Below are 16,843 nucleotides of genomic sequence, written 5' to 3' on the forward strand. Positions count from 1 at the left end.
TTTTTATTACTTGAGGATAACTAATTTTTGAAATTTAGTTGCTGTTTTTCCATCCTCAGTTCTTAATTTAAGTCTGTAGAAATAGACGCCTCGACCAATCGAATCTCCAAAATCATCTTTTCCATCCCAGTTTATTGGACCTACTCTAAAACCAGATGAGTTCATAGATGTTTCAAGTGTTTTTACGAGTTTACCTGATACCGTTAATATTTGAATTAGGATTTCTATTTCGCCACTTGCCTGATTATGTTCGAAATAGAAACCTGTATTGGTTGTGAATGGGTTAGGATAGTTAAGTAAATGTTCTATTGCGAGTTTTGAATCTTTAGCAACAAGAAAATCAATCTCACTTTCTGAGGGATTATTTAAGTTATCCCAAACTTTTAAATTAAGTTGATGTTCTCCTTCTTCAAGTTTTGATAGTTGATAAGTAATCTGACCTTTTTGATAACTATCAATATCGGCTTGATAATGATCATTAAGCTCAATGGTTTTGTCTGTGTTTTGATCAATCGTTGCAATAATATTGTGTGTTGAATTAGTTCCAAGTGTGTTAATTCCACTCGAATCTTGAACTAATGCGAGGAGGAGTGGAGATTCATTGGTGGCACCACCGTTCACAAACTGTTCATTATTCATGTAAAGCTCAATGTCAGGACCAATCTTATCATCTATATTATTAATATCGGATCCACCAACCACAATATTAGTGGTATATCCTTTTGCTGTATTGGTATTATTTTTTGCGTAATAAATGATTTTTCCATACCCATATTCAGAGTTGATATCTTTGGGCACTAGAAAACTATAGCTGAAATTACCATTATTAATACTTGCTTTTCCTGAATATAAAATGTTGCTCTGTTCTTGATATTCAAAGGGATCTTCATCATTACCTAGAGTTGTTTTATTTGATAATTTATCAAATACAGTAGGGTACAATGTTCCATTAAATTGATTTAGTTTTTGTGAATTTTTATCCTCAATTTGTCCCGAAATTGTGATTTTTTGATACGCTTTAAGTGTATCAGTTGATTCATTTATATTGACATTGTTTAGTTTAAGGCTCTTAATATTTTCTTTTGCGTAGTTAAGCTTTAAAGCTGGATCTCCAAGTAGCGTGAAGTTGCGTTTGTTATTACTAGAACCACTTGCATTTTTTGTCAATCTCATAATAGCTCCCAATCGTAAATTTTCACCATTAGCATCCGTTGAGAATACATAATTATAGAAATTCTGATTTAAATAGAAATTAGGCGTTGAATAAACCAAACGAGTTGTTGTGAACAATCCAATTCCGCCTCCATTATCTCTAAGGAGAATTCGTTCACCTCCCGATGTTTTCTCATACTGATCGAATCGACTAAACTCGCAAGTAGCGGTCATAAATAGAGGTAATCGTTCTTCATTTTGCCACGAATCAATATCATCAAACATCATTATTTTTTCATGAGCTAAACCATACTCATTGCCATGTCCTGTATAGTTTACTATTAAGCATCCCTTATTTATATTATCTTCGATTGTTCTGTTAACATCAGGATATCGATCGCCATCAGAACTTGTTTCTTGTTTATAATTATCTAAAAAAATACGATGTGTTCTGTATTCAGGATAATTAGATTCAATTTGCATGGCTAATTTGTTAGCCTGTTTCATGTGAATATTGTTGTCTTCATCATCAGCAATAAAACAAAGAGAAGTTTCCCATTGTCCTAGATTTTTATCTTTAGTATAGTTGAGAATCTTTGAAACGACAATTTGAGCTTCTTCAGTTGTATTTACTGGAAGACGGCCAATACCTATATCTACTAATCCTGTTGCTTCCCCTTCGTTGTCATCTAGTAAGCCAAAGAAGTCATCGGTGACAAACGACGACGTTGGTGCTAGTGAATAAGTGGACTGGTATGTTGGAATTTTATTAGTATTATCTGTGCTAATCAATTTATTATCATAAGAACCATCTCCAAAAAGAAGAAGGTATTTAGGCATTTCGTCTATTGTTGATGCTTTATCATAAAACATTTTAACAAAATTACGAATTGCAGATACATCTACTGTTCCTGATGAAAATTCATTATAAATACTCTCTGTACTAACTAATGTAACTTTGAGTTGATCTTCTGTTTTATGAAAATTAGCAAGTTGATTTGCATAAGATAAAAAATCAGGATGGCTTACTATGATTAAATTGCTAGAAGATAGACCATGCAAATTTTGATTTTGGACCGTTTCAACAAACTTAGGACTAGGAAAGTTAGAGTTTAAATCAAAGGCTAGTAGTTCTTTTAATTTGCTATGTTCAACATTGATATTTGCTGTGTTTCCAACAAGTTCAGCTGCAATTTGTTTCACTTCTGATGGCGTTGTTACATCCCAAATAATTGTATTCGAATTTGCGTTCTCCAATTTAAAGTTGGCAATATTTCCTATACCTACAGAGTTTTTATCACGAAAAGCTAATTGTTTACCTTCAAATTTAAGTTGACATCTGGCATTTAATCTCATATAGTCTAACCAACCAATTGAAGAAGAAGAACCTTTTTCATATTCGATTTTAATATTGAATTGATCGTTGGTTGATTTAAAATTAGTGTAACGTTCCCTTTTTTCGGCTGCATAGGTAGCTGTATAGCTACTTGTATTGACAGCAGGTATGTTTATTTCACCAATATTCTTATCACCCGAGCTAATAATAAATTTTGAGTCTGATGAGGATCGGCCTGCAACATGGGTGTTGATACTAATATTTTCATTCTTATTTAGGTTTTGAAAATAAAATGGAAGCGTATAAGATGTTGTGATGTCAAATATTTGTCCAAACCATAATTGTCCTGATTTAAGTAGATTTTTTTTATCGAGATCAACGACTTTATAAGCATCATAATTATTGACAGTAATATTTGGGTTGACTTCATTATTAACAGACGTAATGAGAGGTGAAGTTGTTTTGTCTGAAGTCAGAAAATAATGAGATGTATTACTATATTGATGATTTTCGTGAACAAATTCGTCGGTTTCTTTATCGTATTTCCAAGAGCGTGGTCCTTTAGCGTAAAAAAGCATGAAATCACCAGAATTAAATATGCCATCACTTCCTTTGTATAGATAAATACGATTCAATACGAGATCATCAAATGTAAGGCCATCGTTTATTTTTGAAAGCACACCTCCTCCAGTTCCATAAACACGAACATTGGCTGGATTATCTATGCCCATATCGAGAAGTTGGTTGTAAGTGATTTTATGAATGGCAGTAGTATCAACGCTTATTTTTACCCATTTTCCGGTAGACAATACTGATTGGTTTGTGTAAGTTGCTTTTGTATTTTGCTTAATATTTTGTCTTATGCCTTGTGGAATAAGCTTGATTTCGAATGTTTTTAATTTTTCAATATTTCCATTCGATGGATTTTTCCTAATAGGAAGGAAAGTAATTTGTAGATAAGCTTGTTTACGAATACCAGCTTTTTGTATTTGGAAGTCAAATTGTGAAGTGATTTGCGAAGGATCTATTAAGGTTAATTCTTCCTGAGAAAGTGTTTCATATATGTTATTATTTAAGACTATTGAATAATTTTCGGAACTATTATTAATTTTTATATTTTTAGAAAAGTAAGGCAGATAGTTAGAACGTTCTTCAATATTGGCTCCATCAAAAGTTAGTGCTTTTGTTATTTTACCATCATAAGAGACCTCTGTGGTAGACCATTTAAGCTCGAACCCTTGTTGATTCTGGGCAAAAGATGTGTGAGAAATGATGAATAAAGCAATTATAAGGAACTTTCGCATTGTTATGTTTTAATAATTAGTTTTGTAATTAATAATATAATTGAATTGTTGACTGTGAAGATATTCATAATTTATATGAAGAAATAATGAAGACTAGGATGTAATAAATTATTGCTAAAATAATAATTAAGTTTTATTGTTGTTAGGAGCTTGTAGACTGGAATATTAGATAATTTTATAAGTAAAATGGGTAATAGTGAATAAAAAGTGTAAAAAAGTAAAATTCTATACAATAAGTTTTACTTTGTTTTAGTTATATTTGTTGGGTGAAAGGTGTAATTTTTTTGATTAAACTTCGATTTTCTTTAACTATTGAATAAATTTAAGTGGTTTTGAACTTCCTTTCTTCAAATTATTATTTGTTAAAAAAAATCGGTAAATTACAATTTTTCATACTTAAACTGTTTAATAGGTTTGAAGGTTACAAGTGTTTGTGTTGTTAACTAGATGATCTGTATTTGCCATATTAAAGAGATTATATTTTTATAAAATTGTGTTTAATCCCGTTATTATATGGGAGATATAGGAGTAAAAAGAAAAATTAATCATATGAAATCGAATTTATTAGTTTCTGTTTTCGCAATTGCTTTATTACTTTTTTCATCTTGTTCTAAGATTAAAAACGTTGTAGGTAAGGAAGAACGTTCATCAAGTACGGGTTGGGCATATAATGACCCCGAGAACGGAGGGTTTGAATATACAAAAGGGTATACCCAAAAGACAGGACCCGGTTTGGTATTTATTGAAGGAGGATCTTTTGTTTCTGGACGTACTCAAGATGATGTGATGTCTGAGTGGAATAATATGCCACGTCGTATTACGCTTCCATCTTTTTATATCGATAAGACAGAGGTAAGAAATGTAGATTACAGAGAATATTTACATTGGACAAAACGTGTATTCGTAGATTATCCAGAGGTTTATAAAAAAGCTTTACCAGATACTTTGGTTTGGCGATCAGAATTGGCTTACAATGAGCCATATGTGAACAACTACTTGCGTCATAAAGCTTATTCGGAATATCCAGTTGTTGGTGTTTCTTGGGAACAAGCTTCTGATTATTGTGAATGGCGTACCGATCGTGTTAATGAGAGAATATTAATTGAGAAGGGAATTTTGAAAGATAACCCAGATCAACGTAATGAGAATAATTTCAACACACAAGCTTACTTAATGGGGCAATACGAAGGTGTTGTTGGAACAAATCTTGAGGATTTAAATCCTGATAATGAAGAACGTCGAGTAAGATGGTCTGATGGTATTTTATTACCTAAATATAGGCTTCCATCTGAAGCAGAGTGGGAATATGCTGCTTTAGCAACTGTTGGTAATTCTGTCGAAGAGCGTATTGGAGACAAAAGAATGTATCCATGGAATGGTCATTGGGTAAGAAATGATACTAAAAAATATCGTGGAAAGATGATGGCTAACTTTGCAAGAGGCAAAGGTGATTTTATGGGTTCTGCTGGTGCACTTAACGATGCTGGTGACGTAACTGTTGCTGTAGATTCGTATTGGCCTAATGATTATGGATTGTACTGTATGGCAGGTAATGTAAATGAATGGGTAGCGGATGTTTATCGTCCTCTTTCATCTTACGATGTAGCAGAATTCAACCCTTATAGAGGTAATGTTTTCAAAACACCTTTACTTGATGAAGAAGGTAATATCGCAGAAAAAGATAGTTTAGGTCGTATTCGTTATCGTTCTCAAAAAGATGAGGAGTTAGTAAATAGAGTAAACTACAGGACTGCAGATAATAGAAATAATAAAGATGGGGATTTAGCTTCAACTATTGTTTCTGATACAGATTGGACAAACGATGAGCTTCGTTCTAAAGGTTCTTCTTTAATGTATTTGAATGCAGAAGGAGAAGACGGGAATACTTATAATACACTAATTAATGATGAAGCTCGTGTATACAAAGGTGGATCATGGAAAGATAGAGTAATCTGGTTATCTCCAGGAGCTCGTCGATTCTTAGATCAAAAGAGTTCTCGAGATGATATAGGTTTCCGTTGTGCAATGACACATGTAGGATCACCAATAGAAGGAGAATAGATTTATATTTTCATATAAAATTCACCCCATCGTGATAAACGATGGGGTTTTTTATTGTATTTATTTTTAAATTTGCGAGTTCAATTTCAAGCTTATTTTATGAACATATCAGAGATTTATACACTATTTCAAAAGTATCCTATTGTAATTACTGATAGTAGAAAGGTTGTTGCTAATTCCATCTTCTTTGCTTTAAAAGGTGAGAATTTTAATGGGAACAAGTTTGCTTTAAATACACTTGAAAATGGCTGTCGTTATGCTGTAGTAGATGAAAAGGAATTTGCTATAGATGATAGATTTATTCTAGTTGAAGATGTTTTAACTTGTTTGCAGAGTTTATCAAGAGAGCATAGGAGAACACTTAAGCTGCCTATACTTGCCATAACGGGCACTAATGGAAAAACAACAACTAAGGAGCTAGTTAATGCGGTTTTAAAAAAGGAATTTAGAACTTCAGCAACTCAAGGTAATTTTAATAATCATATTGGCGTTCCGTTGACGCTATTGGCTATGAATTCTGAAACTGAGTTTGGAATTGTTGAAATGGGAGCAAGTCATCCTGGTGAAATAAAGATGTTGTGCGAAATAGCTGAACCAAATTATGGTTTAATAACCAATGTTGGGAAAGCTCATCTTGAGGGTTTTGGTTCGTTCGAAGGTGTAAAGAATACGAAGAAAGAGTTGTATGATTACTTGTTTGAAAATGATGGTAAAGTGTTTGTTAATTGTAAAAATGAGCATTTACGAAGCATGTTGAATAAGCAAAAGACAGTCTTCTATGGTGATTCTGAAGAGGTATTTTCTAAGGCAAGTTTTATACAGGCAGAACCGAAACTGATTATTGAAATACGTTCAATTTTAGGGAAATTATACATTAAAACACAATTGGTAGGAGCTTATAATTTCGAAAATGTATTAGCCGCTGTTACCTTAGGTCGATATTTTAATATTGATGAAATTCAAATAAAAGAGGCCTTAGAAGCTTACACTCCGAGTAATAATCGTTCTCAGTTGATGAAAACGGAGAAGAATGTGTTGTTTATAGATGCCTATAATGCTAATCCAACCAGTATGTCGGCTGCAATAGAGAATTTTGCAACTATGAAAATGAAAAATAAGTTTCTTATTTTAGGAGACATGTTGGAGTTGGGAGAGGAGTCGGAAAAGGAACATCTTAATTTGTTAGATTTGTTAGATAAAAAGGAGCTTTCAGATACTTTATTAGTTGGTCATATCTTTTCAAATTTGAGTTCTATATATAAGTTTAAAGCCTTTGAGAAAGTTGACGATCTAATTATTTATCTGGAGGAATTAAATTTAAAAAATAAGTATATTTTAATTAAGGGCTCAAGGGGAATTAAGCTCGAAAAGGTTATTGAAAAATTATAGGGTATGAATATAGCTTGGATTTATTTATTGATTGCGGGACTTTTTGAAGCGGCTTGGGCTATTGGTTTAAAATATACACATGGTTTTACTCGATTGTGGCCTAGCGTGTTTACTATTATTGCTATGGGTATTAGTCTTTATCTTTTAGGTTTAGCTCTTAGAAATTTACCTGTGGGAACGGCTTATGCAGTTTGGACTGGAATTGGAGCTTTTGCGACAGCTATATTAGGTATTCTACTCTTTGGTGAGAGTGTTCATTTTGCCCGAATATTCTTTTTGTTCTTATTATTGGTTTCAATAATTGGATTAAAATTTACCGCTAGCTAGAAGGTGATGTCAGAAAATTTCTTTTTAGAATGAATAAAGTAATCTGATATAATGCTTCCCTTATATATTTCTTTATGAATTTCTTTTGAGACTAAAGGATTTAAAATTCTCCTTTTTTCTCTCATTTTACTTAGGTTTGAATAGAATGAAAAATGAGCTTTTAGTATGGCCATAAAATTGTCGAATTCAAGACTCACAAGAAACTTGACAGCAGCAACACCATCCAACATCATTCGTAGTAACATTGTGGGAAGTAGTTTTTCAGAAGGTAAATTTTTATAAAGCATATAAAGATTATTCCTGAAATTGAGGTGTAATTTTCGGGAACTAGACTTCGAAAGAGTTGCCCCGCCTACATGGTAAACCACACTTGATGGATGACAGACAATCCGGAAACCTCTATTTTTAATTCTCCAACAAAGATCAATTTCTTCCATATGAGCGAAGAAGTTACCATCTAATCCACCTACTTTTTTATAAATTTCCGATCGTATAAAAAGAGCTGCACCGCTAGCCCACATCACATCGGTAAGTTGATCATATTGTCCTGTATCTGGTTCCATAGTATCAAATACTCTACCTCTACAAAAAGGATAGCCTAGGTGGTCGATATAACCGCCTGAGGCACCAGCATATTCGAATTCAGACTTGTTATTGTAAGCCTTAATCTTGGGTTGAGCGGCTACAATATCATTTTCCTTTTCGAACAAATCATAAATTGGATCAAGCCAATTTTCACTGACTTCAACATCCGAATTTAAAAGCACAAAGTAATCATGATCAAGCTGATCTAAAGCTTTGTTGTAACCATCTGCAAAGCCATAATTTTTATCGAGAACAATTGTTTTTAGTGATGGATATTCAGCTTTTAAAAAGTCTAAGGAATCATCTGAAGATGCATTGTCAGCCACAATAACTTCTGCCCATTCTCTATTTGAAAATTGTGTTACTGATGGAAGAAATTGTTCCAATAATTTTTTACCATTCCAATTGAGAATTACGACTGCTATTTTATTCATGTTTTCCTATTCTGATATTGTTTAAGAATCAAATATAAATGGAATTTGTTAAGCTATGAATTCTTCTTGTGTTTCCATCTTCTGTGTGACCATAACCAATATGATGGATTTTCGTTTATGATATTCTCTAGCAAGCGTGTATGTCGTTCTGTAATTTCATTTTCTTCTGTTTCCTTTGGATTATCAGAAATTGGAATGAATTCATATTCATAGTATCCACGCTTAAGTTTAGTCATTTTGCAGTAAATTACAGCCTGATCTAATTTTTTTGCAATACGTTCAGCACCTTGTAGTATAGGCGTGTCTTGGTTTAGAAAATTTGTCCAATAATGAAGACTTTTTCTATTTGGAGTTTGGTCACCAATAAAGGCTGTGATAGTAAATTTCCCTTGGTTTCGGTATCTGATCATTGTACGTAAGGTATCGTTTTTAGCGAGTGTTTTAGCTCCAAGCTTTTCACGAATTTTAATATACATTTTATCAATAACCTTATTGTGTAGAGGTTTGTAAATAGGTAAAAAATCACCAACATTATGTAGAGCTAACGAAGACAGCCACTCCCAGTTAGCATAATGACCAGTAACGGCAATAATACTTTTTCCTTGAGCTTTATATGGTTCCAAAAAATCAGGATTCTTTAATACGCAACGCTTTAGAATCTCTTTTTCACTAATGTTCCATAGTTTTATGGTTTCAATAAACAAATCACAAAAATGGTGATAGAATTCTTTACGTATTTTTCTGATTTCCTCAGATGATTTTTCGGGAAACGAATTTTGGAGATTCTCGTTAACCACTTCTTTTCTATAACCTATAATTCTATAGATAATAAAGAAAACAATATCAGAGAAAATATAAAGAACTCGTAAAGGAAGAAAACTTAATAAACGAAAGAAAACGTAAGAGATATATGAAAAAATATGAGGCATATGAAAATTTGTAATGAGGGTGTATTGTTTATTTTAGCATGAATTCTTGAATACAAGCTTTAATTTCGGCGAAATTTAGTGAATTACTCGCGATTATTTCTTGTCCGAAGATATAATTGTCTCCACTATGAAAATCACAGACATGACCACCAGCTTGTTGAACGATAAAAGCTCCAGCTGCGACATCCCATGGTTCAAGCGCATATTCATAAAATGCATCAAAACGGCCACATGCTACGTAAGATAAGTCTGTTGCTGCAGATCCTAGTCGACGAACACCTTGAGAGTTTATGCAGAGGTGTTTAAGTAAATCCATATAATTATCTAATCGGTCGAAATTGCGATAAGGGAAACCTGTTCCCACAAGACTAGTTTCTAGGGTTGGTGTATTTGAAACAGATATTGTTTTATTATTTAGATAAGCTGGGGCATTTTCCCAGGAATAAAAACATTCATTTAAACTAATTTCATAGACAACACCAAGAACAATTTTATCTTCTCTTTTAAGAGCTATACTTATTGCAAAAGGAGAAAATCCATTTATGTAGTTAGTTGTTCCATCTAAAGGATCAATAATCCAATTGTAAACTGAACCTATAAGCGTTTCTGTGCCTTCTTCTGCTATAAAACCCGCTTCAGGAATAAGTGGTTTTAAGCTTTCTATAATTTTAGTTTCAGCAGTTTTGTCAACAAAGGTTACAAAGTCGTGTGTGCCTTTAGTTTCAATAACATCAGAATTAATTTTATTTTGTTGAGCTTTTATAAAAGCACCAACTTCAATAGTTATTTTTCTAGTTTCTCTGCAAATTAGTTCTAAATCTATCATGAATAGTTTGGCTTCGTATTAAACTGTCTTGAATCCCTTATTTTAATGAGCGACCAATACTTGATATTCTAGGAAATGTAATTCATAGTTTAATGTGTGATAAACAACATTTTTTCCACGAATAGTATTTCTCTTCTTTTGCTGATTGTATTCTATAAGTTTGTAAACAAAATGATTAAAAACAAGTATTTATAATTGAGTGCAAAATGAAAAATTGACATTAAAAGATGAATTATTTCATCCTTTATAAGTGTGGTGCAAAATTATAAAAAAGAATCTATTATACTAGAATATTTGAAGCAGAGTACCTTTGGTATAATTGATTAATAATACCATCAGAAATACCAATTTTTGGTATTTGGATAACATTTGAGTTTGCCCATTCCATAATACTTAAGAAGATTGTAGCAGCAGGAATGATGACATCAGCACGATCAGGGTTCATATTGTACTTAATCATAAGGTCATCGTATGATATGCTACTGAATAAGGAATGAATGTCTTTAAGCTCATGATAAGTGAGGTAACGCTCATTTCTAGGGCTAGCGTATTTAAAAAGTTTGTTGATGTTTCCACCAGAACCAATAATTTCGATATTATCTTTTGATGAACAAATATCAAGTAAACATTCTTTTATGCGAATGAATTCATTGGGAGGAACACAGTTTTCCAATATCCTAATGGTTCCCACGTTGAATGAACAAGAAAAATGAGCCTTTCCACCAGTTAATAGTGATATTTCGGTACTTCCACCTCCAACATCCACATATAAATAATGTTTATTGGGGTCTAGTATAGATGTAAACTTGTTTGAGAAGATGATATTGGCTTCTTCTTTACCAGAAATGATATCTATTTTAATATTGGCTACTTTATTAATTCTTTCAATGAGTTGATATCCGTTACTGGCTTCTCTCATTGCTGAGGTGGCACAAGCACGATAAGCTTGAATCTCATGCACGTCCATTAGTTTACGGAACGCAATCATCGTATTCACCATTTTTTCTTCCTTTTCTGGTGAAATAAATTGGTTGGTAAATGTATCAGCACCTAAGCGAATAGGAACTCTTATAAGTGAAGATTTCTTCAAATATGATTCACCATCCTTCTCAATCACATTCGTAAATAATAAACGAATTGCATTTGAACCAATATCTATAGCGGCAAATTTTATAATCTTCATAAAGCTTAAAATTTAGAAACAGTTTAAAACCATTGTTCTAAACTGTTTCGGTTTGCTTATTCAAATTAAACCATTTTTTTATATTATCCAATAATAATTTCTTAGAGTAGTTTACTTGCTAATTCAGCTAAATAACTTCGTTCTCCTTTTAGAAGGTTTATGTGTGCGAAAATTTTCTGATCTTTCATTTTATCCGCAAGATATGCTAGTCCATTTGACTTTTTATCCAAATATGGAGAATCTATTTGTTCAATATCTCCTGTGAAAACCATTTTTGTCCCTTCACCTGCACGGGTAATAATTGTTTTAATCTCGTGTGGCGTTAAATTTTGAGCCTCGTCAACAATGAAGAAAGCATTTGATAAACTACGACCTCTAATATAGGCTAATGGTGTAATTTGTAGTTTCTCATTTTTCAATAATTCATCGACATATAGATATTGCTTACTATGAATATTGAATTTTTTCTTGATAACGGCTAAATTATCAAAAAGAGGTAGCATGTAAGGACTAATTTTTTCCTTAGCATCACCAGGAAGATATCCTAAATCTTTGTTTGCTAGAGCTATAATAGGTCGAGCTAAGTAGATTTGATCGAACTGTTCCGAAAGCTGAAGAGCAGAAGCTAGTGCCAAGAGTGTTTTTCCTGTACCTGCGGTACCAGTTAAAGCAATTAGGCTGATATTTGGGTCAAGTAAGGCATCAATAGAGAATATTTGTTCTTCATTACGTGGATAAATACCGTATGCACTAGGTTTTTCTACACGTTTTATTTTTTTGTCTAAAGGATTAAAATGAGCAAGTGCACTTGTGGCATCGTTTTTAAGAATAAAATATCGATGTCCTTCAAGTTTGTAATCCAAGTTTAATTCAGATTCGTCGAAACCTTCATCTCCTTGATAAAGTTTTGCAATTTTTTCATCGGGAAAATTAGGAATAGTTTGTATACCCAAACTCAACATGTTATCAATGTCTTTAACCTGGTCATTTTTAAAATCTTCAGCAGTAATGCCTAACGATTTTGCTTTCATTCGAAGGTTAATATCTTTTGATACTAAAATTGTTGTTTTATTGGGATTGTCGTTGTTAATAAATTCTGTGATTGCAAGTATTCTGTGGTCAGGAATGTTGTCTTGAAAAGACATCTTCATCTTTTTAGAGAACTCTTTACCTGTTTCAATAAATAATTTTCCTCGACCATTACCTAGAGCAACTCCGTCGCTAAAAAGGAGATCGCCTGATAGTTTATCAAGTTCTCGAGTGAATTCTCGTGCATGAAAATTAATTAAATCATTTCCTTTCTTGAATTTATCTAATTCTTCAAGAACAGTGATAGGAATAACAACGTCATGTTCATCGAATTTAAAGATAGAATTAAAATCATGAAGAATAACATTGGTGTCTAATACGAAAATTTTTTTTCCTGTAGTCATACGTGTGAGTATTAGATGGTTAATTAATCAGTTTACTATTTCATATCTAATGACAAAATTTTTGAAGCAAATAAATTATTTAGTTTGCTGATATCAGGATGATATCTTGTTAACTATATATTACTAAATTTAGTAAAAAAGAGATGAAAATCAAGCTAAGAGCTTATTATTTGGTAATTTTTTTTTTGCTTTGTAGCGTAAAAAAATGAATTATGAATTATCAGGAAACGATTAACTATTTGTTTAATCAATTACCCATGTTTCAAAGAACAGGGAAGGCTGCGTATAAAGCCAATTTGGATACAACTTTGGCTTTAGATGCTTATTTTAATCATCCTCACCAAAATTATAAATGTATTCATGTTGCAGGTACAAATGGTAAAGGTTCTGTATCACACGCTTTAGCTTCTGTTTTGCAATCGGCTGGTTATAAGGTTGGTTTGTATACTTCTCCGCATTTAAGAGATTTTCGTGAGAGAGTAAAGGTTAATGGAGAAATGATTTCTGAAGATGTTGTTGTCGATTTTGTGGCATCTTATAAACTGAAGTTTGAAGAATTATCGCCATCATTTTTTGAGATGACTGTGGCTTTAGCCTTTGATCATTTTGCAAAAGAGAAAGTTGATGTTGCGGTTATTGAAGTCGGATTAGGTGGACGATTAGATTCAACAAATATTATAGATCCTCTTTTAACTATAATTACTAATATTAGTTTTGATCATGTTGGTCTGTTGGGGAATTCTTTACCCATTATTGCTGGAGAAAAAGCTGGAATCATTAAAAATAATATTCCTGTTGTTATTGGAGAAAAACAAGCTGAATCTCAAGCTGTTTTTATTGAAAAAGCAAAATCTCATTCTGCACCAATTCTATTTGCTGAAGATGAATATGATCTTTTAGGAACTCATTTAGATGAGAATTTTCGTCATTTAATTTACAAAAGCCTTGGGTCTGGTAATGAACTTTCCTTAAAATCAGATCTTTTAGGAATTTATCAAGTTAAGAATATTAGAACCGCTTTGGTGGCTTTAAATCAGTTGAATCAATTAGGTTTTAATTTAACAGATGAAATAATTAAAGATGGCATTTCAAAAATTGTTGCTCAGACTTCACTTCTTGGGCGTTGGCAATGTTTAGGAAATAAGCCTAAAATTATTTGTGATACAGGACATAATGTTGCCGGTTTCTTGGAAATTATAAAGCAATTTGATTTACTTCAATTTGAGCATCTACATATAGTAATTGGTATGGTTGATGACAAAGATATTGATGAGGTGCTTCGTTTATTGCCAAAGGATGCAAGTTATTACTTTACGAAGGCATCTATTCCTAGAGCTTTAAATGAAAATTTATTGAAAAAGAAGGCTGATCAGTTCAACTTAAGAGGATTAGCATACGAATCGGTTGCAGAAGCTCTAAGTGCTTCCAAAAAGGAGGCAGGTAAAGATGATATGATTTTTATTGGTGGTAGCACATTTATAGTTGCTGAAGTTGTTTGATTTAATTAGTTATTTTGGATGTTTTTTTGTTTGCTAATGAATTATATTGTTAATGTATAAGATTCTATTTTTTAGAAATTTAATTATTCGCTAATTGCGAATGATGTTAAATTTCAATTTGTAATCAGACTAAATAAATGCAGATTTTTTTCTTTAATAAAAATTCACCTATTTTTGTTCTGTAAATATGGTTTATTAGTCTAGTATAAAAGCTATATTGTCTACTCAGTTGTAGAATGCATTTTCACATGTTTTGTCAGGTTATTTTTCTGATGAAATTATTCTCTAACTTAAGATGTATTAAAGAAATAGATATGGTTCAAATTTCAAGAAAAGTTGTATCTGCAGTACCTGAGCCTTCTTTACGAAGAATGCCAGCCTACTTAGCTTTCTCTGAAGGATTATTAAAGAAAGGTCAAGAGTTTGTTTCTTCTACTCAGATAGCAAAATATATGAATGTTGATCCTACTCAAGTAACCAAGGATTTGTCTTACACCAGTATTGTAGGTAAAACTCGTGTTGGTTATGAGGTTAAAGCTATGGTTGATATTCTTTCCGATTTTTTAGGTTTTACAGCCATGGATCAAGCTTTTCTTGTGGGAGCCGGATCTTTGGGATCTGCACTTTTACATGATGATGGTTTAGAGAATTTTGGACTTGATATTGTTGCAGCTTTTGATGTAGCCCCAAATGTGGTAGGGAAAAAAATAAATGATATTGAAGTCTTTCATATTGATCAGTTTCGTGATTTAGCTCAAGAAATGAAAGCTATTATTGGTATTATTACTGTTCCTGCTGAATATGCACAATCTGTTGCTGATTTAATGGTTGCATGGGGCGTAAAGGCAATTTGGAATTTTACGCCTGCTAGAATTAGAGTGCCCGATGATATTGTTGTTCAAAACACGTCTTTATATGCTAATCTTGCAATAATTTTTAATAAAATTTACACTGATAAGGAGAAGACGATTTAGAATTTAAATATATAAACGAGGCAATTCATTTAAAACGAATTGCCTCTTTTTTTTGTTTAAATTCGACTATTCATTTAAAACCATATAATAATCCAAAAATATAATTAAAAATTATGACTGATAAGTATTTTGAAAGCCAAGTTTTTAAAAAGGTTAACTTTAATGAAGTTGGTTTTGAAAAAGGCGAATATGAAGATTGTCAGTTTATTAATTGTAATTTTTCAGGCATTAAATTTTCGAATGTAGACTTTGTTGATTGTGAATTTAAGGATTGCGATTTTAGTATGGCAAAAATAAATGATACGGCATTAAAAGGCATTCGTTTTCTTAATTGCAAGTTACTAGGTTTGAATTTTAACGATTGTAATCCCTTTTTACTATCCCTTCATTTTGAAGCATCAAACCTAAACTTATCTTCTTTTTATAAATTAAAAATGAAGTCAACACAGTTTAAAAATTGTAGTTTGCAAGAAGTCGATTTTATAGAATCGGATTTAATGTCGTCGGTTTTTGATAATTGTGATCTTAGTGGGTCCATGTTTGAAAATACGATACTCGAAAAAGCCGATTTAAGAACAGCAACCAACTATAGCATCGATCCGGAAATTAATGAAATTAAAAAAGCCAAATTTTCTTTCCCCGATGTTGCCGGCTTGTTGAGTAAGTATGACATTCAAATTCAGTAAGTCTCCATTAAATTATTAAATCGGAGATTGGTTTAATTATTTGTTTGCTCTTTTGGGTTTAAAAACGGATATAAAGATGGTGATGATAAGTGTCCCATTCATACAAACACCCATTAAAGTTTGATACTTGTCTATTCGTTGATATTCTACACTATTTAAGGCTTTAAGTCCTAGTTCTCCTGATATCTTCACCATTTCTTCTATCCAAGGTCCTGAAAATAGAGTTCCAATTATAATTATCGATAAGGTTATTATCCATTTAAATGTTATCCACCCATGTTTTAAGTAGCCCCATTTCGTGAATTGTGAATAGATCCAACCAGTAATTAAACAAAGAACTGCGGCGGGAACTAATATTTTCATGTCAATAAAATGGATAATCTGATTCATTAGATAAAGTTGTTCTCCTGTCTCAATACGAGAACGCATAAAGTGCAGAAGAAACATAACTAAACCTGTAGTAACCCAAATGCCTACAGCAAGTATGTGAATAGATTTAAGCCACTTGTTTTGTGATACTGATAATTGTTTCATGTCAGTTACTTTAGGTATTCTCCTGTTATCATTATGACTTGACTGCCTTTATTACTTTAGATTGTTTATAAAGTTACTTAAGAATTGGATTTTAGATTGAAAAGTGTTTTTATCATGATAAGGAATCTGTAAGAGTAAGTAAAAAATAAAATTAGAGTGAAAAAAAACTCTTCGCAGGATAGCGAAGAGTT

General features: G+C 32.1%; 13 protein-coding genes. 6 read left to right on the forward strand and 7 right to left on the reverse strand.

Annotated elements, in window-relative coordinates; translation table 11 throughout:
* Positions 1-6: 6 nt before the first annotated feature.
* Positions 7-3,792, reverse strand: a complete 3,786-nt coding sequence (gene porU, locus EMN46_RS02365; RefSeq protein ID WP_154199075.1) for a type IX secretion system sortase PorU — start codon at positions 3,790-3,792, stop codon at positions 7-9.
* 549 nt (positions 3,793-4,341) lie between these two features.
* On the opposite strand from porU, the gene EMN46_RS02370 reads away from it, so the two are divergent.
* The 3 genes from EMN46_RS02370 (at position 4,342) to sugE (ending at position 7,569) form a co-directional block, all read left to right on the forward strand.
* Positions 4,342-5,853: an SUMF1/EgtB/PvdO family nonheme iron enzyme gene (locus tag EMN46_RS02370; protein WP_154199221.1), complete on the forward strand. Its 1,512-nt coding sequence runs from the start codon at positions 4,342-4,344 to the stop codon at positions 5,851-5,853.
* A 99-nt stretch (positions 5,854-5,952) separates the two neighbouring features.
* The gene (gene murF, locus EMN46_RS02375; RefSeq protein WP_154199076.1) at positions 5,953-7,242 is read left to right on the forward strand and encodes a UDP-N-acetylmuramoyl-tripeptide--D-alanyl-D-alanine ligase; all 1,290 of its coding nucleotides are present in this window, start codon (positions 5,953-5,955) and stop codon (positions 7,240-7,242) included.
* A gap of 9 nt (positions 7,243-7,251) precedes the next feature.
* Positions 7,252-7,569, forward strand: a complete 318-nt coding sequence (sugE, locus tag EMN46_RS02380) for a quaternary ammonium compound efflux SMR transporter SugE (RefSeq protein ID WP_368667491.1) — start codon at positions 7,252-7,254, stop codon at positions 7,567-7,569.
* Here the strand turns inward: sugE and EMN46_RS02385 are convergent.
* The 5 genes from EMN46_RS02385 to EMN46_RS02405 form a co-directional block, all read right to left on the reverse strand.
* On the reverse strand, positions 7,566-8,588 hold the full coding sequence (locus tag EMN46_RS02385; RefSeq protein ID WP_154199078.1) for a glycosyltransferase family 2 protein: 1,023 nt from the start codon (positions 8,586-8,588) through the stop codon (positions 7,566-7,568). The genes sugE and EMN46_RS02385 overlap by 4 nt on opposite strands.
* A 53-nt stretch (positions 8,589-8,641) precedes the next feature.
* Complete coding sequence (locus EMN46_RS02390) at positions 8,642-9,517, reverse strand: lysophospholipid acyltransferase family protein (protein ID WP_154199079.1); 876 nt, start codon at positions 9,515-9,517, stop codon at positions 8,642-8,644.
* Positions 9,518-9,545: 28 nt separating this feature from the next.
* On the reverse strand, positions 9,546-10,343 hold the full coding sequence (locus EMN46_RS02395) for an inositol monophosphatase family protein (protein ID WP_154199080.1): 798 nt from the start codon (positions 10,341-10,343) through the stop codon (positions 9,546-9,548).
* Positions 10,344-10,623: 280 nt separating this feature from the next.
* Positions 10,624-11,526 (reverse strand): exopolyphosphatase, encoded by a 903-nt coding sequence (locus EMN46_RS02400; RefSeq protein ID WP_154199081.1) that lies wholly within the window; start codon positions 11,524-11,526, stop codon positions 10,624-10,626.
* A gap of 101 nt (positions 11,527-11,627) precedes the next feature.
* Complete coding sequence (locus EMN46_RS02405; RefSeq protein ID WP_154199082.1) at positions 11,628-12,959, reverse strand: PhoH family protein; 1,332 nt, start codon at positions 12,957-12,959, stop codon at positions 11,628-11,630.
* Between the two features lie 212 nt (positions 12,960-13,171).
* On the opposite strand from EMN46_RS02405, the gene EMN46_RS02410 reads away from it, so the two are divergent.
* The 3 genes from EMN46_RS02410 to EMN46_RS02420 all read left to right on the forward strand — a co-directional run bounded on the left by EMN46_RS02410 (position 13,172) and on the right by EMN46_RS02420 (position 16,118).
* The gene (locus EMN46_RS02410) at positions 13,172-14,458 is read left to right on the forward strand and encodes a folylpolyglutamate synthase/dihydrofolate synthase family protein (RefSeq protein ID WP_154199083.1); all 1,287 of its coding nucleotides are present in this window, start codon (positions 13,172-13,174) and stop codon (positions 14,456-14,458) included.
* A 314-nt stretch (positions 14,459-14,772) separates the two neighbouring features.
* A complete protein-coding gene (locus tag EMN46_RS02415; protein ID WP_154199084.1) occupies positions 14,773-15,432 on the forward strand; it encodes a redox-sensing transcriptional repressor Rex in 660 nt (219 codons plus the stop codon).
* A 113-nt stretch (positions 15,433-15,545) separates the two neighbouring features.
* Positions 15,546-16,118: a pentapeptide repeat-containing protein gene (locus EMN46_RS02420; RefSeq protein ID WP_154199085.1), complete on the forward strand. Its 573-nt coding sequence runs from the start codon at positions 15,546-15,548 to the stop codon at positions 16,116-16,118.
* 36 nt (positions 16,119-16,154) lie between these two features.
* Here the strand turns inward: EMN46_RS02420 and EMN46_RS02425 are convergent, their stop codons facing one another.
* Positions 16,155-16,652: a DUF2269 family protein gene (locus EMN46_RS02425; protein WP_154199086.1), complete on the reverse strand. Its 498-nt coding sequence runs from the start codon at positions 16,650-16,652 to the stop codon at positions 16,155-16,157.
* Positions 16,653-16,843: the final 191 nt, after the last annotated feature.

Source organism: Ancylomarina sp. 16SWW S1-10-2 (assembly GCF_009669305.1).
In the GTDB taxonomy this organism is placed as follows: domain Bacteria; phylum Bacteroidota; class Bacteroidia; order Bacteroidales; family Marinifilaceae; genus Ancylomarina.

Coding starts and splice junctions, on each gene's coding strand:
- murF (WP_154199076.1), top strand. CDS start 5,953: ATGAACATATCAGAGATTTATACACTATTTCAAAAGTATCCTATTGTA.
- EMN46_RS02420 (WP_154199085.1), top strand. CDS start 15,546: ATGACTGATAAGTATTTTGAAAGCCAAGTTTTTAAAAAGGTTAACTTT.
- EMN46_RS02425 (WP_154199086.1), bottom strand. CDS start 16,652: ATGAAACAATTATCAGTATCACAAAACAAGTGGCTTAAATCTATTCAC.
- EMN46_RS02370 (WP_154199221.1), top strand. CDS start 4,342: ATGAAATCGAATTTATTAGTTTCTGTTTTCGCAATTGCTTTATTACTT.
- EMN46_RS02410 (WP_154199083.1), top strand. CDS start 13,172: ATGAATTATCAGGAAACGATTAACTATTTGTTTAATCAATTACCCATG.
- porU (WP_154199075.1), bottom strand. CDS start 3,792: ATGCGAAAGTTCCTTATAATTGCTTTATTCATCATTTCTCACACATCT.
- EMN46_RS02405 (WP_154199082.1), bottom strand. CDS start 12,959: ATGACTACAGGAAAAAAAATTTTCGTATTAGACACCAATGTTATTCTT.
- EMN46_RS02395 (WP_154199080.1), bottom strand. CDS start 10,343: ATGATAGATTTAGAACTAATTTGCAGAGAAACTAGAAAAATAACTATT.
- EMN46_RS02400 (WP_154199081.1), bottom strand. CDS start 11,526: ATGAAGATTATAAAATTTGCCGCTATAGATATTGGTTCAAATGCAATT.
- EMN46_RS02415 (WP_154199084.1), top strand. CDS start 14,773: ATGGTTCAAATTTCAAGAAAAGTTGTATCTGCAGTACCTGAGCCTTCT.
- EMN46_RS02390 (WP_154199079.1), bottom strand. CDS start 9,517: ATGCCTCATATTTTTTCATATATCTCTTACGTTTTCTTTCGTTTATTA.
- EMN46_RS02385 (WP_154199078.1), bottom strand. CDS start 8,588: ATGAATAAAATAGCAGTCGTAATTCTCAATTGGAATGGTAAAAAATTA.